22 protein-coding genes, 1 pseudogene and 1 riboswitch are annotated in these 25607 nt (G+C 41.7%); of the genes and pseudogenes, 12 read left to right on the top strand and 11 right to left on the bottom strand.

Translation table 11 applies throughout. The features are described from left to right. Positions 1-66: 66 nt before the first annotated feature. The 4 genes from R2S57_RS10575 to R2S57_RS10560 form a co-directional block, all read right to left on the bottom strand. A complete protein-coding gene (locus tag R2S57_RS10575) occupies positions 67-1146 on the bottom strand; it encodes an efflux RND transporter periplasmic adaptor subunit (protein WP_056095304.1) in 1080 nt (359 codons plus the stop codon). 12 nt (positions 1147-1158) lie between these two features. Beyond that, positions 1159-4380, bottom strand: a complete 3222-nt coding sequence (locus tag R2S57_RS10570) for an efflux RND transporter permease subunit (RefSeq protein WP_056095306.1) — start codon at positions 4378-4380, stop codon at positions 1159-1161. A 7-nt stretch (positions 4381-4387) separates the two neighbouring features. After that, positions 4388-5779, bottom strand: a complete 1392-nt coding sequence (locus R2S57_RS10565) for a TolC family protein (RefSeq protein WP_056095310.1) — start codon at positions 5777-5779, stop codon at positions 4388-4390. A gap of 1544 nt (positions 5780-7323) precedes the next feature. Continuing rightward, positions 7324-7488 carry a four-helix bundle copper-binding protein gene (locus tag R2S57_RS10560; protein ID WP_235526111.1) on the bottom strand — a complete coding sequence of 55 codons (165 nt, stop codon included), beginning with the start codon at positions 7486-7488 and terminating at the stop codon, positions 7324-7326. Positions 7489-7889: 401 nt separating this feature from the next. After that, positions 7890-7958, top strand: a riboswitch (Fluoride riboswitch). A 42-nt stretch (positions 7959-8000) separates the two neighbouring features. Between R2S57_RS10560 and R2S57_RS10555 the strand changes: the two genes are divergently transcribed. Genes R2S57_RS10555 through R2S57_RS10540 form a run of 4 tightly spaced genes read left to right on the top strand, consistent with a single transcriptional unit; the run spans position 8001 to position 11623 of the window. Continuing rightward, positions 8001-8555 carry a hypothetical protein gene (locus tag R2S57_RS10555; RefSeq protein WP_316844994.1) on the top strand — a complete coding sequence of 185 codons (555 nt, stop codon included), beginning with the start codon at positions 8001-8003 and terminating at the stop codon, positions 8553-8555. A gap of 4 nt (positions 8556-8559) precedes the next feature. Continuing rightward, positions 8560-8973 (top strand): EamA family transporter, encoded by a 414-nt coding sequence (locus R2S57_RS10550; RefSeq protein WP_008245453.1) that lies wholly within the window; start codon positions 8560-8562, stop codon positions 8971-8973. A 58-nt stretch (positions 8974-9031) separates the two neighbouring features. Continuing rightward, positions 9032-10312 (top strand): phosphopyruvate hydratase, encoded by a 1281-nt coding sequence (gene eno / locus R2S57_RS10545; RefSeq protein ID WP_008245454.1) that lies wholly within the window; start codon positions 9032-9034, stop codon positions 10310-10312. Between the two features lie 18 nt (positions 10313-10330). Beyond that, positions 10331-11623 carry a voltage-gated chloride channel family protein gene (locus R2S57_RS10540; RefSeq protein ID WP_008245455.1) on the top strand — a complete coding sequence of 431 codons (1293 nt, stop codon included), beginning with the start codon at positions 10331-10333 and terminating at the stop codon, positions 11621-11623. Between the two features lie 160 nt (positions 11624-11783). On the opposite strand, the gene R2S57_RS10535 is transcribed toward R2S57_RS10540, so the two are convergent. The 3 genes from R2S57_RS10535 to R2S57_RS10525 form a co-directional block, all read right to left on the bottom strand. Next, positions 11784-12173 (bottom strand): YidH family protein, encoded by a 390-nt coding sequence (locus tag R2S57_RS10535; RefSeq protein WP_008245456.1) that lies wholly within the window; start codon positions 12171-12173, stop codon positions 11784-11786. A 40-nt stretch (positions 12174-12213) separates the two neighbouring features. Continuing rightward, complete coding sequence (locus R2S57_RS10530; RefSeq protein WP_246101505.1) at positions 12214-12381, bottom strand: hypothetical protein; 168 nt, start codon at positions 12379-12381, stop codon at positions 12214-12216. Between the two features lie 331 nt (positions 12382-12712). Beyond that, positions 12713-13612 (bottom strand): LysR family transcriptional regulator, encoded by a 900-nt coding sequence (locus R2S57_RS10525; protein ID WP_056095397.1) that lies wholly within the window; start codon positions 13610-13612, stop codon positions 12713-12715. A gap of 144 nt (positions 13613-13756) precedes the next feature. On the opposite strand from R2S57_RS10525, the gene R2S57_RS10520 reads away from it, so the two are divergent. The 5 genes from R2S57_RS10520 (at position 13757) to R2S57_RS10500 (ending at position 18122) form a co-directional block, all read left to right on the top strand. After that, a complete protein-coding gene (locus R2S57_RS10520) occupies positions 13757-14842 on the top strand; it encodes a c-type cytochrome (RefSeq protein WP_082491480.1) in 1086 nt (361 codons plus the stop codon). Between the two features lie 19 nt (positions 14843-14861). Further along, positions 14862-15317: a DsrE family protein gene (locus R2S57_RS10515; RefSeq protein WP_008245470.1), complete on the top strand. Its 456-nt coding sequence runs from the start codon at positions 14862-14864 to the stop codon at positions 15315-15317. Positions 15318-15336: 19 nt separating this feature from the next. Further along, on the top strand, positions 15337-16257 hold the full coding sequence (locus R2S57_RS10510; RefSeq protein WP_056870676.1) for a molybdate ABC transporter substrate-binding protein: 921 nt from the start codon (positions 15337-15339) through the stop codon (positions 16255-16257). Positions 16258-16268: 11 nt separating this feature from the next. Further along, positions 16269-17018 (top strand): substrate-binding domain-containing protein, encoded by a 750-nt coding sequence (locus tag R2S57_RS10505; protein ID WP_008245473.1) that lies wholly within the window; start codon positions 16269-16271, stop codon positions 17016-17018. Positions 17019-17135: 117 nt separating this feature from the next. Next, positions 17136-18122 (top strand): YeiH family protein, encoded by a 987-nt coding sequence (locus R2S57_RS10500; protein ID WP_008245480.1) that lies wholly within the window; start codon positions 17136-17138, stop codon positions 18120-18122. Between the two features lie 6 nt (positions 18123-18128). Here the strand turns inward: R2S57_RS10500 and R2S57_RS10495 are convergent, their stop codons facing one another. From R2S57_RS10495 to R2S57_RS10480, 4 genes are all read right to left on the bottom strand, one after another. Further along, entirely contained in the window at positions 18129-19520 is a 1392-nt protein-coding gene (locus R2S57_RS10495; protein WP_056095402.1) for a beta-propeller fold lactonase family protein, read from the bottom strand. 3 nt (positions 19521-19523) lie between these two features. Further along, positions 19524-20054 carry a DUF305 domain-containing protein gene (locus R2S57_RS10490; RefSeq protein WP_056095405.1) on the bottom strand — a complete coding sequence of 177 codons (531 nt, stop codon included), beginning with the start codon at positions 20052-20054 and terminating at the stop codon, positions 19524-19526. Between the two features lie 158 nt (positions 20055-20212). Beyond that, entirely contained in the window at positions 20213-21409 is a 1197-nt protein-coding gene (locus R2S57_RS10485; RefSeq protein WP_008245487.1) for a sulfite oxidase, read from the bottom strand. 295 nt (positions 21410-21704) lie between these two features. Then, positions 21705-23243 (bottom strand): SulP family inorganic anion transporter, encoded by a 1539-nt coding sequence (locus R2S57_RS10480; protein ID WP_088300340.1) that lies wholly within the window; start codon positions 23241-23243, stop codon positions 21705-21707. Positions 23244-23507: 264 nt separating this feature from the next. On the opposite strand from R2S57_RS10480, the pseudogene nhaA reads away from it, so the two are divergent. The 3 genes and pseudogenes from nhaA to R2S57_RS10460 all read left to right on the top strand — a co-directional run bounded on the left by nhaA (position 23508) and on the right by R2S57_RS10460 (position 25604). Next, a pseudogene (gene nhaA / locus R2S57_RS30515) lies at positions 23508-24687 on the top strand (Na+/H+ antiporter NhaA). 58 nt (positions 24688-24745) lie between these two features. Next, positions 24746-25075, top strand: a complete 330-nt coding sequence (locus tag R2S57_RS10465; protein WP_088300341.1) for an ArsR/SmtB family transcription factor — start codon at positions 24746-24748, stop codon at positions 25073-25075. A 58-nt stretch (positions 25076-25133) separates the two neighbouring features. Continuing rightward, positions 25134-25604, top strand: a complete 471-nt coding sequence (locus tag R2S57_RS10460; protein ID WP_088300342.1) for a DUF6428 family protein — start codon at positions 25134-25136, stop codon at positions 25602-25604. Positions 25605-25607 lie beyond the last annotated feature (3 nt).

The following is a 25607-nucleotide window of genomic DNA, read 5'->3' as shown; positions in this document are numbered from 1 at the left end:
TTTCCTTTTTTCTTATCTGACTAATAAAAAGATTTGCCGGGCGGCTAATATCCGCCCGGCAATGTTTTATAGCGTCTGACCGCTTTTGATCTCATCGTTCGCGGGCGAAATAATCTCTGTCCCGGCTTTGATGGAACCAAAAATCTCGGTCATCTCTGTTCCCTTCATCCCTTCCTTAATGTCAACGAGCTTGGCTTTACCATTTGCAATTTCCACTACGTACTTCCGTTCTGTAGAACGCACGATAGCAGAATTAGGCACAAGAAGCGAAGTCGCACCGGATTTAAGCGGGATTTCAACCTCGGCATACATGCCGGCCTTCAACCTGTTATCTTTATTGGCCACGTCAACCTCGACGATTTCCTGGCGCATGTTGCCCAGTGAATTTGCAGACCGGCTGATCTTGGCCTGGCGCTGTTCCCCCGGCAGCGCATTGAAGCGGAACTTGACCATCTGGCTTAGGTCCACTTTGTCTACATAATCCTCAGGTATAGAAACTTCAAGCCTCATGTGGGTCAGGTCCTGCAATACCAGCATGGGTAGGTCCGAAGATTTGCCCGCCGACACCAGTGCTCCCGGTGATACATTCCTGTCAACGATCACCCCGTCAAAAGGCGCATATACTTTCAAGTAGTCCTGCATGGTACGTACGGAGGATACATTTGACCGCTCAGCCTCAGCTATGGCCTTATCTCCTTTCATCCTGGAAAGCGCATTATCAAGTTCTAGCGGAGATACCGAACCTTCCTCTTTTGCTGCTTCTTTCAGACGTCTGTATTTCTCACTGCTCGCCGATGCGGTCTCCCGTGCCTGCAGGTAACGGGAATTTGCCGATTGCAATTGTGATTCGAGTTCCGGTGCTTCCAGGGTCATCAGCAGCTGGCCTTTGGTCACCTTAGAACCCAAATCGACCAGTATTGCTTTCACAAAACCATTGGCCTTGGGAAAAATGTTCACCTGGTTGAAAGGCTTGAGCACCCCGGGAATGCGGGTAAAACTGGAAAGGGCCTCTTCTTCGACCTTTGTGGTTTCATATTTGGCTTCCTTGCCGTTTTTTTCGGGACTGATGTTCACGGGCTTCTGGTTTCCGCCACACGCGGCCAGAGTACTTATAATTATTATGATGGGAATGAATCTGGTTTTCATGTTGTTTATCTTTTAAATTCTTGTTTTTCTAGGCATTAGGTTTGGTTCTTTTAAGCTGCTTTTTTTCTGTACCCAAGCGAAAACCTGCGGAAGGATGAAGAGCGCGGCAAGGGTTGAAAAGAATAGCCCACCAATAACAGCCCTGCCGAGCGGCGCGGTCTGTTCACCGGATTCGCCCAACCCAGAGGCCATCGGGATCATCCCGGCTATCATCGCAAAACTGGTCATCAGGATCGGCCTTAAACGAATCCCGGCACTCACCACTGCCGCCCGGGTAGAATCCTTGTAATCCAGCCTGAGTTTTTCGGCGTTGGTCACGATAAGTATCGCATTGGCCACTGACACCCCGGTGGACATGATCATCCCCATGTAGCTCTGCAGGTTAAGCGTAGAACCTGTAAGCAATAATGCGGTAAGCGACCCAAGGATTACAGCAGGAACGGTCGAAAGAACCGTCAGCGAAAGCTTGAAAGACTGGTAATTGGCCGCAAGCAGCAGGAAGATCACCAATATCGCAAAAGCAAGTCCGCCCTGAAGAGAAGATAGTGTTTCAGTCAACAGGCTCGACATACCTTTCACTTCAGCAGTTAGTCCCTTAGGAGGCGTGCCTACGGACTTTAGTGCCTTTTCTACATCAGCAGTTGCCGTTCCAAGATCCTTTTTATAAATGTTTGCGCTCACGGTCAGAAAGCGTCTTGGCCCGGAGCGGTCATATTCTCCTGGAAGGTAACTGGTATTGAAAGTAGCGATGTCGCCCAGTACCGGACTGCTCTGCCCTTTAACCAAAGGAATTTCTTTGAGCTCATCCATTGTATTCATGACATACTCTGGAACCTGTACCTGTACCTGGTAGGTATAGGCGGTTTTTTCATCGAGCCATTGGTTCTTCTCAGTAAATCGGCTGGATGAGGTACTTGCAGTAACTGACCTTGCGATATCAACCACGTTCAGCCCAAACTGCGCCGCCTTTAATCTATCAAGGGTAATAGAAACCACGGGAATGTGCAGGGGTTGAGCAATCTGGATATCACGGAGGTAATCTATTTTTTTAAGTTTAGAGAGCACCTTATTAGCGTAAGACTCGATCTGGTCCATATCTTTTCCTGCTACTCTGATCTCAATAGGAGTTGCAGCGCCTTGGCTCATAATCTTTTCGGTCATGTCAATCGGCTCAAAGGTGATACGTAGGTCAGGAAGTTTATAAGCGATGTTCTTTCTCAGCGCATCTTTCAGCTCATCCATATTTACCTTATAATCTTCATCAAGGTTCACCTGAAGCACAGCCTCATGGGTACCGGTATTGAAGATATATAAGTTACTTGTTCCGTAACTACTCGGAATAAGCCCAACGTATCCCGAACTAACTGCGATATGGTTATCTACTGTCTGATTGATAATGGAAAGTACCTGCTTAAATTTCTCCTCGGTGCGCTCTAATCTGGTACCGTCCGGCGCTTTGATGCGTATCTGGAACTGTCCGTTGTTGAGCTTTGGCATCATATCCTTTCCAATAAAAACAAATCCCAGTCCTGCAAGAGAAATGACCAGAACTAAATAAATCCCGACAATACCTTTTTTCATCGGCATCCACCGCTGGATGATTGCCATAAACCGCACCTTCACCCTTTCAAAGAAATCATTTTTTTCCGGTTCATCCTTTTCATTTTGCAGATGCTTTTCTACCTGCTCTCCTTGCCTCTCGTCCAGGGCCTCTCCTGCATGAGCATGGATCTTACCATGGTCATAGTGCTGGTAACGTTCTTCGTTTATCATCCAGTTGGATAGAATGGGAACTAAGGTCTGGGCCACGATGAAAGAGACAACCATGGTGAAGCCAATCGAAAGGGATAGTGGCAAAAACATCGCCTTTGGTATACCGTTCATCATAAAAGATGGTGCAAATACGGCCAGAATACACAGCAGGATGAGCAGCAGCGGGAATGCGATTTCTTCACAGGCATCGTAAATGGCTTCGCGTTTGGGCTTGCCCATTTCCAGGTGCTGATGGATATTTTCGATCGTCACCGTTGCCTGATCGACCAGGATCCCTATTGCAAGTGCCAGACCGCTCAAGGTCATGATATTTATGGTCTGACCGAACATGCCTAGTAAAAGCACCCCAATTAAAATCGATACCGGAATGGTGATCACCACGATAAGACTGCTTCGCAGATCACGCAGGAATAGCAACACCATTAGGCCCGTTAATAGTGCACCAAGACCACCTTCAGTGATCAGGCTTTTTACCGAGTTGATAACGGCAACAGACTGGTCAAATTCATAAGAGATGTGGACATCGTCCGGCAAGAGGCTCTGCATTTCGGGGATTTTGGCCTTTAAGGACTTTACCACTGACCAAGTCGAGGCGTCTGCTGTTTTGACCACAGGAATATACACAGACCGTTTCCCGTTGATCAATGCATAATCCACGGTAACATCCGCTGCATCGGCAACCCTTGCCACATCCCTTACCAATATTGAAACGCCGTTTTTTGTAGCTATTGGAATGTTGTTGAATTCATCGACCGTTTTAACCAGGGAGTTCATAGAGGTCACCATCATGGTATTGTCCAACCTTAGATTTCCCGAAGGAGACATGACATTGAACTTGGATAAAGCCCCTACCACCTCGTCCGGAGTCAGATTATAACTCCTTAATTTGCTCGGATCTACACTAATGGTAATCGAGCGGGAATTGGCACCGAATGGCGGTGGCGCTGAAAGCCCTGCGACAGAGGAAAACATGGGCCTGATACGCGTTGCCGCCATATCATAGATTTCTTTCAGACTGCGGGATTTGGCCGAGAGTACAAGCTGGCCTACTGGCAGTGAAGAGGCATCAAAGCGGACCACCTGCGGAGGCAAAGCGCCTGGAGGGAAGAACTTCATGGCCCGGTTAACCTGCAAGGCAACTTGGGCAGAAGCCTCTGCCATATTGGTGCTTTCATAAAAACTCAGCTTTAGCATCGTCAAACCCTGAATGTTTTTGGCGGTAATATTCTTAACGCCATTAACATAAAGAAACTGATCCTGTAGACGAGTGGAGAAGAAGCCCTCCATCTGTTGTGGAGACATACCTCCGTAGGATTCAATAACATATATTGTCGGCGAATTAAGCTGGGGGAAAATATCTATTGGGATCTTCAGCGCACTGAGAACTGCAAAGAGCAGTAAACTCGCGGTGATCACCACTGTTGTAATCGGCTTTTTCAGGGCCGAGGTAACCATTGACATATCTTTATTATTTTAATGTGTTTAACAGTGAATCTACTTGGTTGGTGGCGATAGCCTTTTGAAAAAGCGCCCGGATGTACAGATATTTTGCGTTGACAAAATCGGTTTCTGCACGGTAAAGGATGGTCAGGGCTGCATTGAGCTCAATGATGTCGGTCAGCCCGTTCTTATAAAGCGAGAGCTTCTGGCGATACCCTGCGGCCGCTGCCTTTAGCTGGTTTGGTATTTCATCGAGTCTTTTATGCGCGGTACTGATCTCAAGTCCTGCTTGAAGGGCGGCATTTGATAACATTAACCTTTCCTGCTGTAGTTCCTTTAAGTAAAAATTGCTACTGGCCTTTTGGGTCCTAAGCTTCAACTGACGCCTGCGCAGATCAAATAAGTTATAACTGATCCCTACGCCCACGAGGTAATTTTCCCGTTGCCATTCCAAGCCATTCGAGAGACTGTTGAAATTATCATTGGCATCAATGCTTGATCCCCTTGACCAGGCAGCAGCTTGCAGGCTTACCTTTGGATTATAGGCTTTTTTGACCAGGTTTTCCTTCTCAACGCTGCTTAGATAATTGCTTTTGTAGAAATCAAGCAGCGGATGGCTTGAACTGTCGGTCAACTTTACCGATAGGTTTACCTCAAGCGATTTTAGCCGATCCAGGATCGTACTGTCAGCGACAATACTTTCCGGATTTAGCCCGCTGATTGCTGCAATGTCGAGCTGAACCTGTCTGTAGGTATTGTCCATTTCAATATAGTTCAATCTTGATTTGGAGAGTTCGGCCCCTGCGATACTGGTATCCACACCCGGACGCACACCGCTTCTGGCAAGGGATAAAATCGAACGGTTGATCTGCTCATTGCGACTGATATTGCTTGCTTGAATGGATAGCATGTCCTGAAGCTTTAGTAGACTCAGGTAATCATCAATAGCGATGGCCCTTGTCTGGTATCGGCGCTGGGCAAACTTGGATCGTTCAACGACAAGTTCTGATTTGGCGACTGCATTCTGAGCTTTATAGGCACCAAAATTATAGACCTCCCAATCAAGGGAGACAATACCAAGATTAGTAAGTGTAGCCTTGGTAGTGCTTTCAGTCCTAACACCTCTGGAATTGGAGGGAACTATACCAAAGGCCATATAAGGTCCTGCCACGTTATTGTTTGAGCCCAGATCTGCCTGATAATTAAGCTTCAGATTTGGAAGGGCATTCGCCGCGGTCTCTCTTAACTGGGCGGCACGTATATCAACTGTTGCTGAATCAGCGGCCAGTGAAGGTGAAAAAGCGGTCACGTGATCGATCAGATCAACGATCCCGATGGGCTTTGGGGAGGTTTGGGCATGGCTTTCCAGCCCCATATATAAAAGTGGGAACAAACAGAAAATCTGTTTAATACGGATCATGTCTTTAAATTAAAATTTAAGGAAAAAGATTTGACGGACGTCTTGGACAGGAAACACGGTGATTAACCGGCCGTCGTCACTTCATCATTTGAAGGACCTGTCAATAAAAGAAAATTGAGATAAATCTCAGATCCGAAAGACCTGGTTGGAAATATAAATTGGGACTGATCCGGCAATCCTGTATCTGATCTCAAGAAAATACCTGTTTAGGTTAGAGGCTAAAAGCGAAAGCCCCAAAAATAAGATGACGCCGATAAGAAAAGCTTCCAAAACAGGAAGCACGGTTTTCTTGCGTTCATCAAGGATACACTTAAATTGTCTGGTAATTTTTGAATCCTTTCCAAGCGGAGAAAAGCTACCTTTGTACTGCGCAGCTGATTTTATTCCCCGGGCGGACTCTAAAAGGGAGAGGTTGGATAAAAAAAAGATATTGCCCAAAGAGATAATCAGGTACAGCAAGACGACTCCAATTATAGAGCAATTTGGTACCTGCTTAACTTTCAAACCCTTCAAATTTAACAACCTAAATATATAGGCGCTAAAATCTGCATTAATCTAAAAAGATGAGAGGATAAACCGCAACAAAACCGTTACAAAATATCAACAAATATTAGGTTACGATATTTCTCACCCTACTTTCGATTGTCATCGAATAATTTCTTTTTCCTATACTGTCCCTCCATCTTGTTGTTCAAAACTTTATCAAAATTAACCACAGCTTCACAATGCTCAAAAAGGGTCGAACTTCCGCGGGTTGACCCTACTAAGTGGCAATATGAGGCATCTAAAAAGTATGCCTCTTATTTTTTAAACATTAAGAACTTGAAAATAAGTCACTTACAATAGATTAAATTGAATTTTTCGGTTCGAACTTTTTAGAATTTTCCCTAAAATTAAGATATACCGCAACTATTTATAAAACACCAATTGTCTAGACATCAGTGTTGAACTCCATAAACTGCTATCTAATTAGCCAAATAAGCATGTGGATTAGTTTCAATTGCGAACATCGATCAGCTTGAATATTATTCAATTATAGGATAAACGGGGGGAAATCCGTTTGGTCTAAATTTTTTTACAATTATGCGCAAATGCCATGTAGCTTGCATTTAATTTAGAAGGTACATACCCTCGGTTTAACAACGTGATTGTTTTAACACCGCCATTGAAATGAAATTTGTATTTTTTGTTTTTTGAAATAATTTGATGAAGCGGGAATTGAAAGTTCATGCATTATTTAATGCATTCCTCAACTCGCATCTAGCCTTCATTTTCATAGAATTCGAATTATCAAGTACTCATCATCAAAAACTGAAATTCTTATTTGAATAATGGAATGAGTTTATGAGAATCATATCCTAAAAAACCCATTTTTTTAAGGCTAGAGAAAGGACATACCAAGAACAACCTCAAACCTTGGTAAATATCAAATAATGAGGGAATAATGAAAATAAAATGAATGGAATAAATTTGCCTATTTATAAAAATGAAAGGGCAACTAGAATGCTGCCCTTAATCAATTAATGCTCACGGTGATTGGCATCTTAAGCAGCTACTCCTGTCATTCTTCTGCATTCTTCCGCACAAGCCTTACAAGCATCTGCACATTCCTGACAATGCTGGGTATGATGATTACTACACTCATCTCCGCATTGCTGGCAAATATCTGCGCAAATACGGCAAATGTCTTGAGCAAAAGAGCTACCCATACTCATCAATTGAGCGGCAGAGTAGCAGATGGCTGCACATTGCATATCAAGCTCAATACACCGCGCCATCATTTTCACGTCTTCTTCCTGAGTGCATGAACTTGCACAATGATTGCAAATTGAAGCACACTTTAAGCATGCATCAATACAGTTTTTCCATTCATGGTATCCCATAACTTTAATTTTTTAGGGTTATAAAAAAAATTCCTATATAGATAACATGGTTATTTCCAGGCGGTTTCATTTTGTTTAAGAAAAGCTTTAATCCCGTGATATGATGCTTGTTTAAACGGTAGAAGAATAAGAAACTGGTTCTCGTATTCAAATAAGGAGGAATAGTGATAAATTAAATTCTCAACACCTACTTTAAGATTTTGCACATCATTTTATTAGTATTATATTTGCAATACGGAAATGGTGTCCTTCCGATTCAACCGCTTTTTTCAAAAGCTGATGGCGCCTACAATAGAAATTCCAGCAGGTAATAAAATCTGCCGGTCAAAGTATTGTAGGTGAAAAAATTAAAAATAAATTCTCAACTCTTATTGCTGGCAGCTATCTTAATTGCGCTTGTCTTACTTTGTCTGTCTGCCAAAGTGAGATCAGTGTTAGCAATGGTCCTGCCGGTTGAAACTGAATGGTTCTTGTGGATAAATCAGCACCATAATGCATTCTGGGATACGATCATGTACTGGGCCAGTGATAAGCGTTTTTGGCTTCCTTTTTATGCCTTCATTATTTATTGCCTCTTCCAGAATTTCTGCAAAAAAATTTGGCAGGTTCTTATTACCATTGCGCTACTAGTTGCTAGTGCAGATCAGATTGCTTTAGGACTGATTAAAAACACCGTTAAGCGTCTACGCCCTTCCCATGAACCGAATCTAACTACGATCATTCATTTAAGTAAAGCAGGTGCGGGTGGGATGTATGGATGGCCATCCGCTCTTTCATCACCTATCTTCAAAAGCATTCTTTCCGCTGGTTCGGCATTTACCGGATCATTGCCGGAGCAACGGTTCTTGTACTCATTTACTTTGGAATTATTCAATAACGGAAAATTAACATAAAACTATGTGGTGGATCTACGCGCTATTATCAGCTTTCTTTGCTTCCCTTACGGCCATCTTTGCAAAAGTCGGCGTAACCAATGTCAATTCTGATTTGGCTACTGCCATACGAACGGTGGTAATACTGATTGTAGCCTGGGGGATCGTAATGGCCAGAGGCGAACTTAAAGGAATTACGGAACTGTCAAAGCATAACCTGCTATTTCTTTTTTTATCTGGCCTTGCCACCGGCTTGTCCTGGATATTCTACTACAAGGCTTTGCAGATCGGGAAAGTGTCCCAGGTCGCCCCTGTTGATAAGTTGAGTGTTGCCCTAACTATTATACTTGCAATGGTGTTCCTGAAAGAAGCTCTTACCCTGAAAGTATTCTTTGGTGCCCTGCTGATCATTGGGGGAACACTGGTTTTGATCTTTTGAGAAACTCAATTATTTGTAAGCAACCGAAATACTAAAAATCAATATAAAACAAAAAACTATGAAATTAACTAAAATTCATGCCCGTGAAATTTTGGATTCCAGGGGCAATCCGACAGTAGAAGTAGAAGTCACTCTTAACGGAACAACAGCAAGGGGTATTTCTCCATCCGGGGCAAGTACGGGTGAAAAAGAAGCCGTAGAGCTTAGAGATGGTGATCCAGAGCGCTATAATGGTAAAGGCGTGGAAAAAGCAGTAAAAGGGATTAACGTCGAAGTCGGCAAATCAGTCACCGGCTTATCCTTTGAGGGTCAGCAGGCCTTCGATGATCATATAATTGGTCTGGATGGAACCGAGAATAAATCAAGGCTCGGCGCAAATGCGATGCTTGCGGCCTCAATCGCCTTCGCCCGGGCTTCGGCCGTTGCAAAAGGGATTCCCTTGTATAGGCAGCTAGTGGAAAGGGAAGGTTACGTAATGCCCGTACCGTGCATGAATGTCATTAATGGGGGAAGGCATTCTGATAACAACATCGATTTTCAGGAATTTATGATTGCCCCTCATAACGCCCCCTCGTTTAAGGAAAGTATCCGTATGGGCGAAGCTGTTTTTCATTCCCTGAGAAGTCTGCTAAAAGCGAAAGGCTATTATACCGGAGTTGGTGACGAAGGTGGGTTTGCGCCAAATCTGAGTTCTAATGAGGAAGCCGTCCAAATCATCATGGAAGCGATACATATTGCCGGTTTTGCTCCAGGCAAGGATATTTCCCTTTGTCTTGACCCAGCGACCAGCGAAATGTGGAATAATGGAAAATATGAATTTTATAAAAGTTCTAAAGAACGGATCACAACAGATGAAATGATTGGCTTTTGGGAAGGATGGTTAAAAGAGTACCCAATTATCCTGTTGGAAGACGGGTTGGGCGAAAACGATTGGGAGGGATGGAAAAAGCTGACCAGCCTTTTGGGAGACAAAGTGGAATTGGTTGGAGATGATATATTCTGCACCAACCCGAGTATTATCCAGCAGGGAATCGACCAGGGCATTGCAAACAGCGTACTGATTAAATTGAACCAGATCGGTACAGTTTCCGAAACGCTAAAGGCCGTAGAACTAGCCCAAAAAAACGGTTACAATTGCTTTATTTCTCACCGCAGTGGTGAAACTGAAGACACGACAATTGCGGATCTGGTTGTCGCTACCGGTGCGGGGCACATCAAAACAGGAAGTGGCTGCCGCTCTGAAAGGGTATCTAAATTTAACCAGTTGCTTCGGATAGAAGAAGAACTTGGTGATAGGGCATCATTTGCAGGAATCAATACTTTTTATAAAAAATTATAAATCAGCCGCTAACCTACAATGAAACATAATAAATTTTTATTTGAACACCTTTCGGTTTTTAAATATGCGGTTCGATGGACGCTGCTTATACTTCCTGTTGCCATTGCAATAGGAAGTATGGTTGCCTTGTTCCTTTGGCTGCTAGGCTGGGCCATTCACTTTCGCTTTCAGCATACCTGTCTCATTTTTCTGCTACCTTTAGCAGGTATTGTGATCCACCTGATTTATCAGTCAGTTGGTAGGTCCTCAGAAAAAGGAAATAACCTGATCATGGATGAAATCCATAGGCCGGGTGGTGGAGTGCCCAGGCAGATGGCGCCAGTAATCTTAATAACTACAGTGATTACCCATTTGTTTGGCGGATCGGCTGGAAGAGAGGGAACCGCGGTACAAATCGGAGGAAGCATCGCAGGAATGTTTAGCCGCTGGTTTAAGCTAAATGAGGTAGACACCAAGATGCTCCTTACCGCGGGAATTGCAGCCGGGTTTGGGGCGGTGTTCGGAACACCGCTCACCGGTGCCATATTTGCAATGGAAGTTCTGGCCATTGGAAGAATAGAGTACAAGGCTTTACTTCCCGCATTAATTGCCAGCGTGCTTGGTGATCTTACTGTCTCTGCCTGGGGCATCCATCATACCGCTTATCACATCGATCTCATAGAGAAAAGTGCCTACTTTCTATCTGAATACCTGCCGGTAAACCTACTCCTGCTTAGTAAGGTTATTCTAGCATCCACATTGTTTGGTCTGGCCAGCTACCTGTTTGCTGTAATGGTGCATGAGATCAAGGCCTTTTTTTCTAAAGTATGTAAGATCCAGTGGCTTATTCCTGTTATCGGTGGTCTGATTATTATAGGCTTGACTTACGCCATCGGGAAACCGGATTACTTAAGTTTGGGCGTGGATAGCGAATACCAAGGAGCCGTTACAATTCCCTCTGCTTTTCAGCCTGGTGGAGCAGATACTTGGAGCTGGTTATGGAAGACCATTTACACAACTTTAACATTAGGAACTGGATTTAAAGGTGGTGAGGTAACGCCTTTGTTTTATATTGGCGCAACATTAGGCAATGCACTTTCGACCTTATTAAATGCTCCAGTTAGTTTGTTTGCTGCCCTTGGATTTATTGCTGTTTTTGCTGGTGCAACGAATACACCCCTTGCCTGTACGATTATGGGTATAGAACTTTTTGGTAGTGAATACACCATGTTTTTTGCGGTAGCCTGTTTTACAGCCTATTTTTTCAGTGGCCATTCAGGTATATATTCTTCACAGCGTATTGCGGTACCCAAAATATTTACGGGAACATAAAATATTGACTTATCCTGTTCCTGTGGATTATCATAAAGAGGTGAAATTTTTATAAGATCCTTGACCAATGCAATCAGCAATTTATATCAAAAAACAACGCTATATCGACCGCTTTCCTTCCTCTCTTTTCTAAAGCATCAAGTACAGATGATTTAACTGCCTATGTTGTTTTAATAAGGTAGAGCAGTAAAAGTATACTAGCTATGAAAACTAAAGCGGTTAAAACTTTAACAAAAAGTGTTGAATGGTAATACACCCCCTGATTCAATTGTTCTTTCGTTGAATTATATCTTAAGTAAGAACAAATGATAGTAATTGCTCCCAGGGCAACTAGAAAAATCCCGATAATGCGGGAATCTCCGGTTTGGTGCAGGGGCACTTTACTCCCCAGTGCGGCACTGATCTGCTTGATAAATAGCGAGAATTTCATCACCACGAAGCCAAATCCCATGATACCAATACTGGTTCTGATCCAGGCCAAAAATGTTCTTTCATTAGCCAAATGGTCTCCTGCATGCTGTTTGGTGTTTTCCTGATCTTGAATTTTCATCTTGTTCTGTATCGGTATATTACAGCAATATATTTGCATGTTATGTCAATATCGATGCCAGTTTGGAGATGATAACCCTGGTATCCCGGATGCAAGTAAGCCTGTTTGATTCAGTGCCGGCAGGATAGCAGGTAACTGCAATTTCTTCGATAAACGATAAGCCTGATAGGTCAATAGATTCTTTAACCTCTTGTTCAATGCTTTTCATTAGGATCATGATTAATCGGGGTTGATATGTTCTGATTTTATGAGCTAATTGCTCTATTCCCCCCTGCCTCTGGTTTTTTCTGATTTTAACTGACGATTTATCAATAGGTGTACAAGTTAGATGTTCCAAAAAGCATCCCGTGCCTTTAAAGAACTGCAAAAAATCTTCTACAGATTTAAAATCGCCAAATACCTCACTAAATGCAAGATAAATTGTTCGAAACAGATTAGTATTTCCCAGGTAAAAATGTTTATCGTCACCTCCAGGAGCTTCAGAAACAAAGAGCAGCAGCACTTTAGCTGGCTGATATTGCCTCGAAATTTCGGTAACACTATACATTATAGTTGTAGCTTTTAGCGAAGCGCATAAATAGTTCCGCCAGAGCGTCCTGCTGACCATGAAGCTGAATGAAATGAAACGGCCTTTCGATAACCATATCCTTGATATCTATGATGCGGCATTCATTATTCTTGAGCTCTTTCAATATGGAGTGGATAGATAAAAAAGCCAGGCATTTGCTGTGAATCAAATAGGATTTAATGCTTTCGGTACTACCTAACTGCATTTCTATATTTAAGTCCCCCACCTTTATCTGGTGTGCTTTTAAAGCATATGCAATAACATCTAGTGTACCAGAACCAGGTTCACGAAGTAATAAATCATAATCCTTCAACTCATTCGGTTTGATCATTTCCTTTTTCATGGCATAATTGTGACCAGAACACACCAGCACCAGCTCGTCTTTTAGATATTGTTCGTATTTAATCTGTGGGTTCCGGGAGATGCCTTCAATGATTCCAAAATCTATTTCCTTAGCAATCAAACGCTGCTCTACATCTTCTGTGTTTCCGGTAACCAGTTGAATTTGTATATCCTTAAACTTATTGTGAAACTGTGCCAATACAGGTGGAATGATATATTGTGCCACAGTACTGCTGGCACCAATCCTCAATATTCCTTTATGCTGTTTAGTAAGTAGATTCATATCATATTCCAGTTCCCGGTAAGTTCCAAAAATCTGTTCTGCGTAATGCAACAATAATTCGCCGGCTGGGGTGAGGCTGATTTTTTTGTTTCCACTGCGTTCAAATAATGACATTTTGAACTCCTGCTCTAATTCTTTAATGTGTTTGGTTACAGCAGGCTGACTGATAAATAACTCTGCCGAGGCCTTTGTAAAATTCAGCCTTTTAGCGACAGCATAAAATACTTGCAAACGGAAATCTATCATACACGGTTTTAGTAGATAACCTAAGATACAAACAATTTGTTTCAACGGGTACTGACATCATAACCTTACGTTATCATCAATAACTTTTTATGCTTTTTCTGATGAGTAGAATAAATGCACATTTGTAACAGAAAAATATTGGTTATGAATAAGGAATCAACAGAAAAAGAAATCAGACAAGCACTTATATATACAGCCAGGACAACGGCTATCATTGCGTTTCTATTTGTTGCTTGTGGAACCATTTTCATCTGCACTTTATTTTTTAATGGGCAGCCAGATGTAGTGACAGCAAAAACCAAACAGGATGTGGAAACCGGTATAGCTGCTGTTAACGTCAAAAGCCAGGTTGTACCTGCTGATGCCTGGAAAGCGCCTGATGAAAATACGATTCCGGCGGACACCAAGTACGGCCAGATGATCAGGTATGGCAAAGAATTAATAGCACATACGAGCAAATATTTTGGGCCAAATGGATCCATAGCCCGTATTACAAATGGTATGAATTGTCAGAATTGTCACCTCGAGGGTGGAACCAAACTGTTCGGAAATAATTATGCTGGTTTTATTTCCAGTTTTCCTAAAATGAGTGGCAGATCAGGAAAGGTTGAACCTGCATCGGCACGTATTGCAGAGTGCTTCAATCGAAGTCTTGCAGGCAAAGTACCAGACGAATCTAGTAAAGAGATACAGGCAATGCTGGCTTATATGAAATGGCTTGGAACAGGTGTAAAAAAAGGGGAGAAAGTGTTTGGAACGGGAACCGAAAAATTAAAATTCCTGGATAGGGCAGCGAATGTCAAACATGGAGCGATTTTATATACCAGTAAATGTCAAAGTTGTCATGGTGCAAATGGTGAGGGAATACTCGATGAAGACAAACTAACTTATGTTTATCCGCCATTATGGGGCAAACACAGCTACAATGATGGCGCAGGGATGTATAGACTCAGTAACTTTGCGGGGTTCGTAAAGAACAATATGCCATATGGTGCCAGATATGGAGATGCGCAGTTAAGTGATGAGGAGGCCTGGGATCTCGCTGCTTTTGTGAACTCACAGCCAAGACCACATAAAGATCAGGGAAAAGATTACCCTGATTTGTTAAAAAAACCTTTTGATGCGCCATACGGACCATATGCCGACAAATTTTCTGAAAATCAACATAAGTATGGTCCATTTGCACCAATTGTAACCTCCGAAAAACAAGTAAAACTAACAACTAAATAAATCATCAAAATCTAAAATCATGAAAAAAATAACCTTAATCTGTACATTATTTTTGCTGATCGCAGCAACCTCGGCCACTTTTGCCCAAGCTACACCTGCTAATTTTACAGGGGCAAAAGCCACCCTGAAAAATTATAAGGCACTGTATGTAATCAATAACGGTGATGAGAAAAAGATTGCAGGAACACTTCGAAACCTAAAAAATGCACTCGACGATCCCAGGTTAAAAGGGAAAATCAATGCAGAACTTATTGCCTTTGGAGATGGCGTAGCTGTTTACCAGAAGAACGGATCTTTTGAAAAAACATTGTTAGAACTGCAATCCAGAGGAGTAATTCTTGCACAATGTGAAAATACCGTCAGAGAAAGGAAAATCGAAAAAAATACCTTATTTGATTTTATCAGTTATGTACCCAGCGGCAATGGTGAAATCATCATCCGTCAATATCAGGGATGGGCAGTTGTACATCCTTAAACCAAATAATTAGAAAATCATGAAATATATAAATCACACCTTTTTAGCCACAGTTGCATTTTTATTGCTTTGTGGAAATGTTAAGGCCCAGGATCATCGCTTTGATCCGCCCTGGAATACTCCACCTGAAAGTAAAGTTCAGTTCACAGTACCTGGAGTAGACAATGTGCCTGATCTTTTTGGAGACATTAATGATCCCCAACTGGTGGTTTTCTTTGCCGGTAACCAGTTTATGTGCATTGACGAATTAATTGCAGCCTTTAAAAAGTCATATCCACATTATCAGCGGGTATTTGCCGAAACGCTTCCCCCAGGCATTTTAGCCCAACAAATAAAAACCGGTAGCATTGTGGTGGGCAACATGAGAATTACCTTAAAGCCGGATGTTTATACAGCTGGTAAGAACCGGATAGACATGACCCCTGAATGGTTTAGCAAAACGACTTTATATGCTAGAAACAGGTTGGCAATCATGGTCCAAAAGGGAAATCCGAAGGCATTGAAGTCACTCAAAGATTTAGCAAATAAAGAGCTGAGGATCAGTATGCCCAATCCAGAGAATGAAGGGATCGGTAAACGTATTGAAGAAGCCTATGTGAAAGCTGGAGGGGAAACATTAAAATCTACCATCATGGAAGATAAAGTTAAAGATAAGACTACTTATCTTACCATGATCCATCATCGCCAATCACCAATGAGGATCCTATACAACGAAAGTGACGCCGCTCCAGTATGGTATACTGAGGCCTACTATCAGAAAATGATTGGCCATCCTGTTGAGCTCATTGAAATTCCTGAAAAAGAGAATATCCATGCGCAATATATAGCGGGACAGTTAAAAGATGCGCCACATCCGGCCGCTGCAAAAGATTTTATGGATTTTTTGATCAGTCCGCAGGCTGCTGCCATCTACAAAAAGTTTGGTTTTGATTTACCTTAAACATAAACACAATGAAAAATATATTTTTAACCATATTGTCAGTCGTTGCTGTAGTGACCATTGGGAATGCACAAATCCCAAACGATACTTTATATGTCTATGGTCCCGGTGGGCCGCTCGGACCGATCAATGAATGTGCGAAGGTTTTTGGAAAGCAGCATGATATCGTAATTAAAGTCACTGCCGGGCCAGATAATGAATGGATGCCGGATGCAATGAAACATGCAGATCTGTTCTTTGGAGGAGCAGAATACATGCTTTCAAAATTCATGTCTGACCACCCAAACATGATAGTGGCGAACTCTCGGACAGAGTTATATAAACGTGCGGCAGCGATCCTGGTACGGCCCGGCAATCCTAAAAACATCAAAAATCTGGGCGATCTCTGTAAACCAGGTGTGAAAATTCTTGATGTGAATGGGGCTGGGCAAATGGGGCTTTGGGAAGATTTGGCAGGTCGACAAGATCTGATTGCAAACATACAGCAGCGTATAGCAGGTACATTTGCAAATTCGGCATTGGGTATTGCTGCATGGAAAAATGATCCTCAATATGATGCCTGGATAACATTTGGCTCCTGGCATAACCGTTTACCAGACCTCACCTCAATGGTTAGGATTCCTGTTACACAAACAGTCTATAGAGGTACACCTGTAGTGAGGGGTAGCACTGGTACGCATAAGTCGGAAACTGAGGATTTTATCAAGTTTATGCAATCCGATAAAGGACATCTCATTTTCAAAAAATGGGGTTGGGAATAAATAATGTCTAAAAACTTATCTTCTATAACATGAAGTTATGGAAGATAAGTTTTAATGATTTGATCGGGGTTTATTAGTTATGGATCTTTGAATTAGAAAATAAAGACAATCAAAATTATGACACAAATCAAAGACAATTCAAATTCTTCTAAAATAAAGGCGGGTAACCTGCTAAACTTAAATTTAAACACCCGTAAAATTATCTTCATCCTGGCAGTTTTGCTGTGCCTCTTTCCATTTATGTCGCCTCCTTTAGCCTTATTGCTAGGATTAGTATTGGCGCAACTAATGGAACATCCCTATCTGCATTTAAATCACAAGGCCACAAACCTGCTGCTAAAAATTTCTGTTGTCGGGCTAGGATTTGGAATGAATGTATTCAGTGCAATGAAAGCAGGAAAAGAAGGCGTACTGTTTACCGTAGTTTCTATTTTCGGAGTGCTTATCATTGGTTTTATCCTGGGAAAAGTATTTAAAATAGAACGTAAAACATCTTTTTTGATATCAGCTGGAACGGCGATCTGTGGTGGAAGTGCTATTGCTGCATTGTCGCCTGTAATGAACGCAGAAGAAAAACAGATCTCCGTTGCAATGGGTACTGTTTTTATACTCAACTCGGTGGCCTTATTTCTTTTCCCCGCTATCGGACATGCGCTTAACTTGTCACAGTCACAATTTGGTATGTGGTGTGCCATTGCTATTCACGATACCAGTTCTGTTGTTGGGGCAGCCAGTAAATATGGTGAACAAGCACTACAGATAGCCACAACTGTTAAGTTAGCCAGAGCACTATGGATTGTTCCCGTAGCGTTTGGTACATCTTTCCTGTTCAAAAGCAACAATAGCAAAGTTAGTATACCCTATTTTATAGGGCTATTTATCCTGGCAATGATCGCCAACACCTACTTACCTTTTATTAAGCCTTTTGCGCCCTACTTTGTAGCATTAGCAAAAGCAGGCTTAACTTTAACCTTGTTCCTGATAGGAAGCGGACTCTCATTTACTATCTTGAAAGCAGTGGGGATAATGCCACTGTTACAAGGCGTAATTTTATGGATAGTAATTTCAAGTGCTGCATTATGGGCAGTTATATCTTTGGTTTAAAATACATTAGTTACTGATCATCACCAGCTTTTTTGAAAGATCATCAATAAGAACCACATGTTTATAATCGGCGCCACCTGTTCCTACACTCTTAATTATCCCCGAGGATTGACCGCTAAAAGCTCCTTTTTCATCGGTCTTAAAAGAATTGATGACATAATCTGCGTTAAACGTATCATTTGAGGAGTTGGTTAACGCTAAAGTATACGAAGTATTTGGCTCGAGTTTTTTAAAGTCCTGTTGGACAAGATCAGTCAAGCCTACGCTTCTTACGTTTAGCATGCCTGATGACATTGAATTATCCTTATTCATCAATTTAATCACCTGACTTTTGTCTGCAAGATTAAGCGGGGTTAAATTTTCTTTTGAGGCATTTGCAGGGCTGGCATTAGCGGCGTACAACAATGCTTGCGGACATTGTCCAATAGCAATGGTTTTTACAACGGCCATTTTTACCAGATCAACCACTTGTACCTGGTCATCATTTTCTAATCCGACATATGCAAATTTACCATCTGCCGAAGTCCAGACGCCATGTGGCAATGATCCTGTCGCAACGCTATCAGTAAGCTTGAAATCTTGTGAAACACTAAATACTTTTAAGCTGTTTTCTCCGCCAATGGTTGCCAGCATCACAGGTGAATCATTAACTAAAGTAAAAGTGACATGGTTGGTAATTGGACCTGTATTTAGTACTGTATGTATCGTATTTGTCTCCGTGCTGATGACAGTGATCTTCCCTACATCCTTATGTGTCAATGCAATCCATTTCCCATCAGGACTACAGAATATATTTGGAGAAAATGGACTAACTACTGGAATACGCTTTACAATAGCATAAGAAGTTGCATTCACTACATCCACTTCTGCAGTAAAGCTGGAACAAATATAAGCCCATTTTCCATCTGGAGTAAAAGCAACCATTCCCGGGCCGTCGGCTACTGGAATTTGCTTGATTTCAATCAGTTTATTTGCATCAATTACGCTGATATACGATTCTCCTCTTACCGATATCCATGCCTGTGATCCTGAAGGGTTAAAGGTTGCCTCATGCGGTGAACGTCCGATATAAACAGTTTTTAAAACTTTATTTTTTGCTGTTGAAATAAAGGTTACTGAATTTGATCCAATGGAAACCGCTGCTAGTAATTGCCTTTTAGGGGAATAACCCAGGCCATGAACCAGGGCCTGTCCCTTATATAGAGGACTTAAGATATCAGGTTGGGGTTTACCAAGAACAATATTTCCTAATAGCGTTTGTGTTGAGGGATCTAAGACAGAAACCGTATTAGATATCTGATTGCCTGTATAAACCCTGTCTTGGGCATAGATTGATTGTGCTTTTGATTGTAGGGCAAAACTGAATATTAATAGCGTAAACAAGGATATCTTTTTCATATGTTAATGGGAGTTTGTAAATGTCTTCATTTGTTGGATTTCTATCTGTTCATCTGAGATAATATTCTCGGCCAGTCTTTTTACATTTTTATTTTTTCCATACCGCAACTCAACTTTAGCCATGTCGATGGCAGCCTGATGGTGAGGAAGCATTATCCTTGCAAAGGACAGATCAGTATCAGACAATTGTTTTTCTTCAGGCATTTGTTCCATCATCACTTTCATCATCTTCTGGTTGGCGTTTTGATGTTGGTTGCCTGTAGCGATAAATCCTTCAGGATGGCTGAGCAGGAGTCGCATTTGCTGAATCTGGGTTTGTTGCTCAGCTTTGATACTTTTAGCTAGCTGAATCATTTCTTTATTTTTTCCGGTCTTAATCTCTTCTTCTGCCATATCAATAGCACCCTGGTGATGTGGGATCATCATTTGTATGAAATCTCTGTCTGCAGATGTGGTAGCTGATATTTCATCCATCTTCATCATCATATGAGCCATTTGCCCAAGGAAGACATTTTTTTTAGTTGCCATTTGCATGTGTTCATGTTGTGCTCGTGCAGAGAAACTAGCAAATAGTAGAAGTATAGACGTGAATCTGATCATGGTTTGATGTAGAATATTAATTGTGATAAACTGTTTATGCCAAACAAGCCTTATGCGATAACCGCAAGATCCTGAAATTTGTTCTTATTGAGCTATATTACATCTACATCAATTGGCGAGATAAAATTAACCATGTAAGTTCTTCTGTCTAAATCATGCTCCATGGGTTGCGTTTTGCCATTTTGATCTGTCGCTCTAGCCATTAAACTATATCTTCCAGTCTTAGCAGGAACCACCCATTCAAATTCAAATAGCTGCCAGGCGAAAGGGATAGCAGGACCAATTAATTTTGCTGGTTGCCATGAATTTCCTTTATCCGTGCTTATTTCTACTTTCGATAGGTTACTATCACCTGACCATCCTGCACCCCTTACTTGATAAGGTTTTCCAGCCGGCACCGCTTCAAACAATACCGGCCTTGATATTTCAGACTTAACCAATGTAGTGGTTACGGGCGTCAAGGTAGGTAGTCCTTCAACACGCTTCCAGTAAGCATATTCAATCGTCTGCCAATAGCCATCAAACGGCTTTTCAGATGCAGTAATTTTCATCAGCCATTTCACAGATGCCATACCATACCATCCTGGAATAATTGCCCTTGCCGGGAAACCATGTTCAGCACTCAATGGTTTTCCATTCATTTCATAGGCGATGATGATGTGATCCTGCATTGCTATATTTAACGGAATGCTTCGGGCGAATTTGATTTTTCCTGGTGATTTCGGCTCTTCTGTAATCATCCCCTCATCATTCCCTTCCAAAATAATGTCTACCGTACCCACCTTTATGCCAGCCTTCTTTAACAATACGGATAAAGGTACTCCTGTCCATTCAGCATTGCTGATCCCACCTTGTTCCCATCCTAAACCCTTCACTTTTGGGGCGAGGTTAGCACGTCCGTTTCCGGCACATTCTATAGTAGCCATTACCTTTTTTGCAGGAAGCTTTTTAAGTTCGCTCAGATTGATCTTTATGACATGATTGGTGTTGCCGCCAATCTCTAATTCCCAATTTGTAGCATCAATATTGGGAATATTAAAATGACTCCTGATGAAGAACTGGTTATTTGGAGTAATCCTGTTTTTTAACGTAGGAAATGGAAACTCCATATTTAATGGCTTTTTCTCTCGCGTAATAAGTCCTGGAAAGTCATTGTCTTCTCTGGTTTGTTGAATCTCCTTCGCCGAAGCCCAGGATGGTATTGTTGCGCCAGCTATCACCGGGATAATTCCAGTAACAAAATTACGTCTGTTTAACGTGTAGTTTTGTGATGTTTTGTCGTTTTTCATTTCAATAAATGTAGGTGATTACAATATAGCCAAAAATCTCTCATAGGATAACTTGTATTCTTCCTTTTTCTTGATGGTTGAAAGGAAACAACTGTAGACTTTACTTCATCGCTGGCCTGCTAGAAAAGACACAATAGTTCTATAACTGTTTATCAAATACTCATCTCAATTTCTATCAAAAAACGGTGGAATAGTGATAGGACTAGCAGTCATCTTTCAAAAAACGAGGGAATAATGATAACGGAAATACTGGAGGAGCTATATAAAAAGCTCCATCCAAATTTCTAATTTATACTTAAGATTTGTCAATAGCGACACGATATGTCGGATCTTCATATATATTAACATCAATAACACTTTCAGCGTTTTTAAGTAGTAGCCTACAATCTTCGCTTAAATGTTTTAAATGAAGTTTTTTACCCGCGAGATGGTATCGTTCTGTTAACTTGTTTAATGCTTCAATAGCAGACATATCCGACACTCGACTGTCCTTAAAATCAACAATTACTTCAGATGGGTCTTCATTAACATCGAACTTTTCAGTGAACGCTGTAACTGAACCAAAAAACAATGGCCCATAAATTTCGTAGTGCTTGGTGCCACTTCCATCCACGAATTTTCTTGCACGAATCCTTTTTGCACTCTCCCAGGCAAAAACAAGTGCCGATATAATTACACCAATTAAAACTGCAAGGGCGAGGTTATGAAGCCAAATGGTGATCGCAGCCACCAGTATGCCAATAAATATATCTTGTTTTGGCATTTTATTGATGATCCGTAAACTGATCCACTCAAAGGTTCCTACGGCCACCATGATCATCACGCCTGTAAGGGCAGCCATTGGAACTAAACCAATTATCGGTGCGCCAAACAGAATGATAAGCAAAATAGTGAGTGCTGCCACTATGCCCGACAGGCGGGCTCTCGCCCCTGCTGAAAGATTTACCAAAGTCTGAGCAATCATTGGACATCCTCCCATACCATAGAAAAAGCCATTCAGAATATTGGCAATACCCTGAGCTATTGATTCACGGTTACCATTCCCCCTGGTTGCAGTAATTTCGTCTACTAGGTTAAGTGTTAACAGCCCCTCGGTAAGCCCAACTCCTGCCATGATCGCGGCATAGGGCAATATAATTTGAAAGGTTTCAAATGTCAATGGAATCTGAGGAATGTGAAATGGTGGAAACCCTCCGCTGACAGAGGCAATATCGCTTACTGTTTTAGTATCGATACCGAACCCGAGGACGACAAGAAAAACAACAATAATAGCAACCAGGGATGGTGGTACCGCCTTTGTTATCTTTGGAAAGAATAGTACGATAGCAATGGTAAGCGCAACCAACCCGGCCATGATTAAAAGTGGGCTACCGGTCAACCAGGCCTCTTTTCCATTGATGATGGTTTTGAACTGTTCAATCTGGGCCATGAATATAATAACTGCCAGTCCATTAACAAAGCCATACATTACCGGTTGGGGAACAAGTCTGATAAATTTCCCAAGCTTGAAAAGACCTACCAGGATCTGAAAGGCGCCGGCGAGGGCTACAGCGGCGAATACATATTCAATTCCATGCGCCTGCATCAAAGCAATCAGCACAACTACGACTGCTCCTGCACCGCCTGAGATCAGACCTGGACGACCGCCCAGAACTGAGGTTACAAGCCCCATAATAAAAGCTGCATAAAGACCGACCAAGGGGGGGAAACCCGCAAGGATAGCGAAGGAGAGCGATTCAGGCATCATGGTCATGGCCACAGTGATGCCAGCCAAAATTTCGGTTTTGTAGTTGACTTTTTGAGATAAGTCAAAAAAACGTGTACGTAAGAACATACCAATAAAATTAAAGGTCAAAAATTATAAAATAAGGGGCATTGCCCTAGCAAGGGATTATGCTAAGGGAGAAAAGAGTCACTGAAAGAATTCAGGGCTTTGTCACAGGGTTATATGAAACTTGTTTAACTTTTCTCATTTCGATTGATGCAAAAATAGAAAAATATTTTTAAAATCTGTCATTACCTATGGTTTTGCTCTGGTGTCTGAATTAACAGGAGGCAGATTTAGACCGTAAAAATGAAAATGTTATATTTGAAAAATATGCCAATGTCGATCAACAAAAAGGTTTTTAAAGACTTTTTCAACTCTACAACATCAAGTGGGATTATCTTATTTTCCTGTTTAATTTTGTCTTTAATAATAGCAAACTCGCCACTGGGTGAAGGCTTTGATAACTTTTTAGCGAATCAAATTGGATATGAAACCACCAGTTTACATTTAAAGTATTCTGTTGCGCTATGGATCAATGATGGCCTGATGGCCATTTTCTTTCTTTTGGTGGGACTTGAAATTAAAAGGGAAATTGTGGAAGGTGAACTTTCCTCACCTAAAAAGGCAATACTTCCGATTATATGTGCGATTGGTGGTGCCATTGTGCCGGCAATAATCTATACCATATTTAACCGTGATACGCCAACTGCTAGCGGATGGGGTATACCAATGGCTACAGACATTGCTTTTGCACTAGCCATTCTATCGCTCCTGAGTAAAGGTTCCACTTTCCCTAAAGATCTTTCTAGCTGCCCTGGCTATTGTTGATGATCTGCTTGCAATATTAGTAATCGCGGTATTTTACTCTTCGGATCTCCACTATATGAATATGGTTTATTCCGGGGCTATATTGATACTACTGTTCCTCTTTAATCGCTTCGGGTTAAAGAACCTTGCCTTTTACCTAATTCCAGGTATTTTTATCTGGTACTTTGTTCATCACTCAGGCATTCATGCAACTATTGCAGGAGTTTTGATAGCGCTTACACTACCCACAACAGCAGATCATAAAGAGTCTCCACTGGAAAAACTAGAGCATGCACTTACTAAACCCGTTAATTTTCTGATCATTCCAATATTTGCACTGGCCAACACCAACATCCGTTTTGAAAACGGCATGGTAGAAGGGCTTTTTACAGGTCTGGGAATGGGCATTGTGCTAGGTCTGGTTATTGGTAAACCTTTGGGTATATTATTTATATCATGGCTCAGCGTAAAGCTTAAGCTAAGTGAGCTACCTGAAAATGCAAAATGGGTTCATATCCTTGGTGTTGGCCTACTTGCAGGTATCGGGTTTACCATGTCCATATTTATATCAATCTTATCCTTCGCTGACCCGCTGCTTGTTCAGGAAGCAAAGTTTTCAATTCTTGTCGGCTCCGTAATATCAGGACTATTAGGTTATTTGATTTTAAACCTTAGCAGCAAAAAGAGAGATCAGAAGAATTAAAATTAATATTCTGATAAATTTGTTGTTTCATTAATAAATCGTAATATTGCAATATTATATGGGACTTACAAAAACCGAAATGTTTACCTCCGAGCAGAACCAGCTTGCTCAGCTATTAAAAGCAATGGCTCACCCTGCACGTATTGCTATTCTGCAAAGAATACTAGTTTTCAATACTTGTATTTGTGGAGATCTTGTAGAGGAGCTGGGTCTTGCCCAAGCTACAATCTCCCAGCATTTAAGGGAATTAAAGTCTGTCGGGATTATCCAGGGTACCATCGAAGGGGTTAGCGTTTGCTATTGCATAAACCCTGAAACATGGAAATTACTGGAAGCCCAAATCGGTGCCTTCCTTGGATCATATAAGCTAGAAGCTAGCTGCTGCTAGCTTTTTTTAATCAAATCAATCGTTTAATTGCAATATAAAAATACTTAAATCTTTAATTATGAAACTATCAGAAATAAAAGCCCACTTGGCGCAGGCTGAAAGCGTAAACTTTCAATTAGAAAACGGTACACCAGTTCCTGAACATTTCCATGTGACCGAAGTTGGTGTTGTTACTAAAGATTTTATTGATTGTGGCGGTACGGTACGTCATGAAAAAGTAGCCAACTTCCAACTTTGGGATGCCAACGATTTTGAGCATCGTTTGAAAGCAGGCAAGTTGCTAAACATCATATCTCTTTCTGAAGAAGTATTGGCGATGGAAGATCTGGAAATTGAGGTAGAATACCAGGCTCAAACTATTGGTAAATACGACCTTGGTTACGATGGTAAAAACTTCCTGCTTATTGCTAAGACAACAGCGTGCCTTGCTCCGGAACTATGTGGTGTTCCTGAAGTAAAACAAAAAGTACAATTTCAGAATCTTGCTGCTTCAGGATCAGCGTGTACACCAGGTGGCGGTTGCTGCTAAATA

It is taken from the genome of Pedobacter psychrodurus, assembly GCF_032678585.1.
GTDB classification, from domain to species: Bacteria; Bacteroidota; Bacteroidia; order Sphingobacteriales; family Sphingobacteriaceae; genus Pedobacter; species Pedobacter psychrodurus_A.
This window is presented reverse-complemented; position numbering and strand designations above follow the sequence as displayed.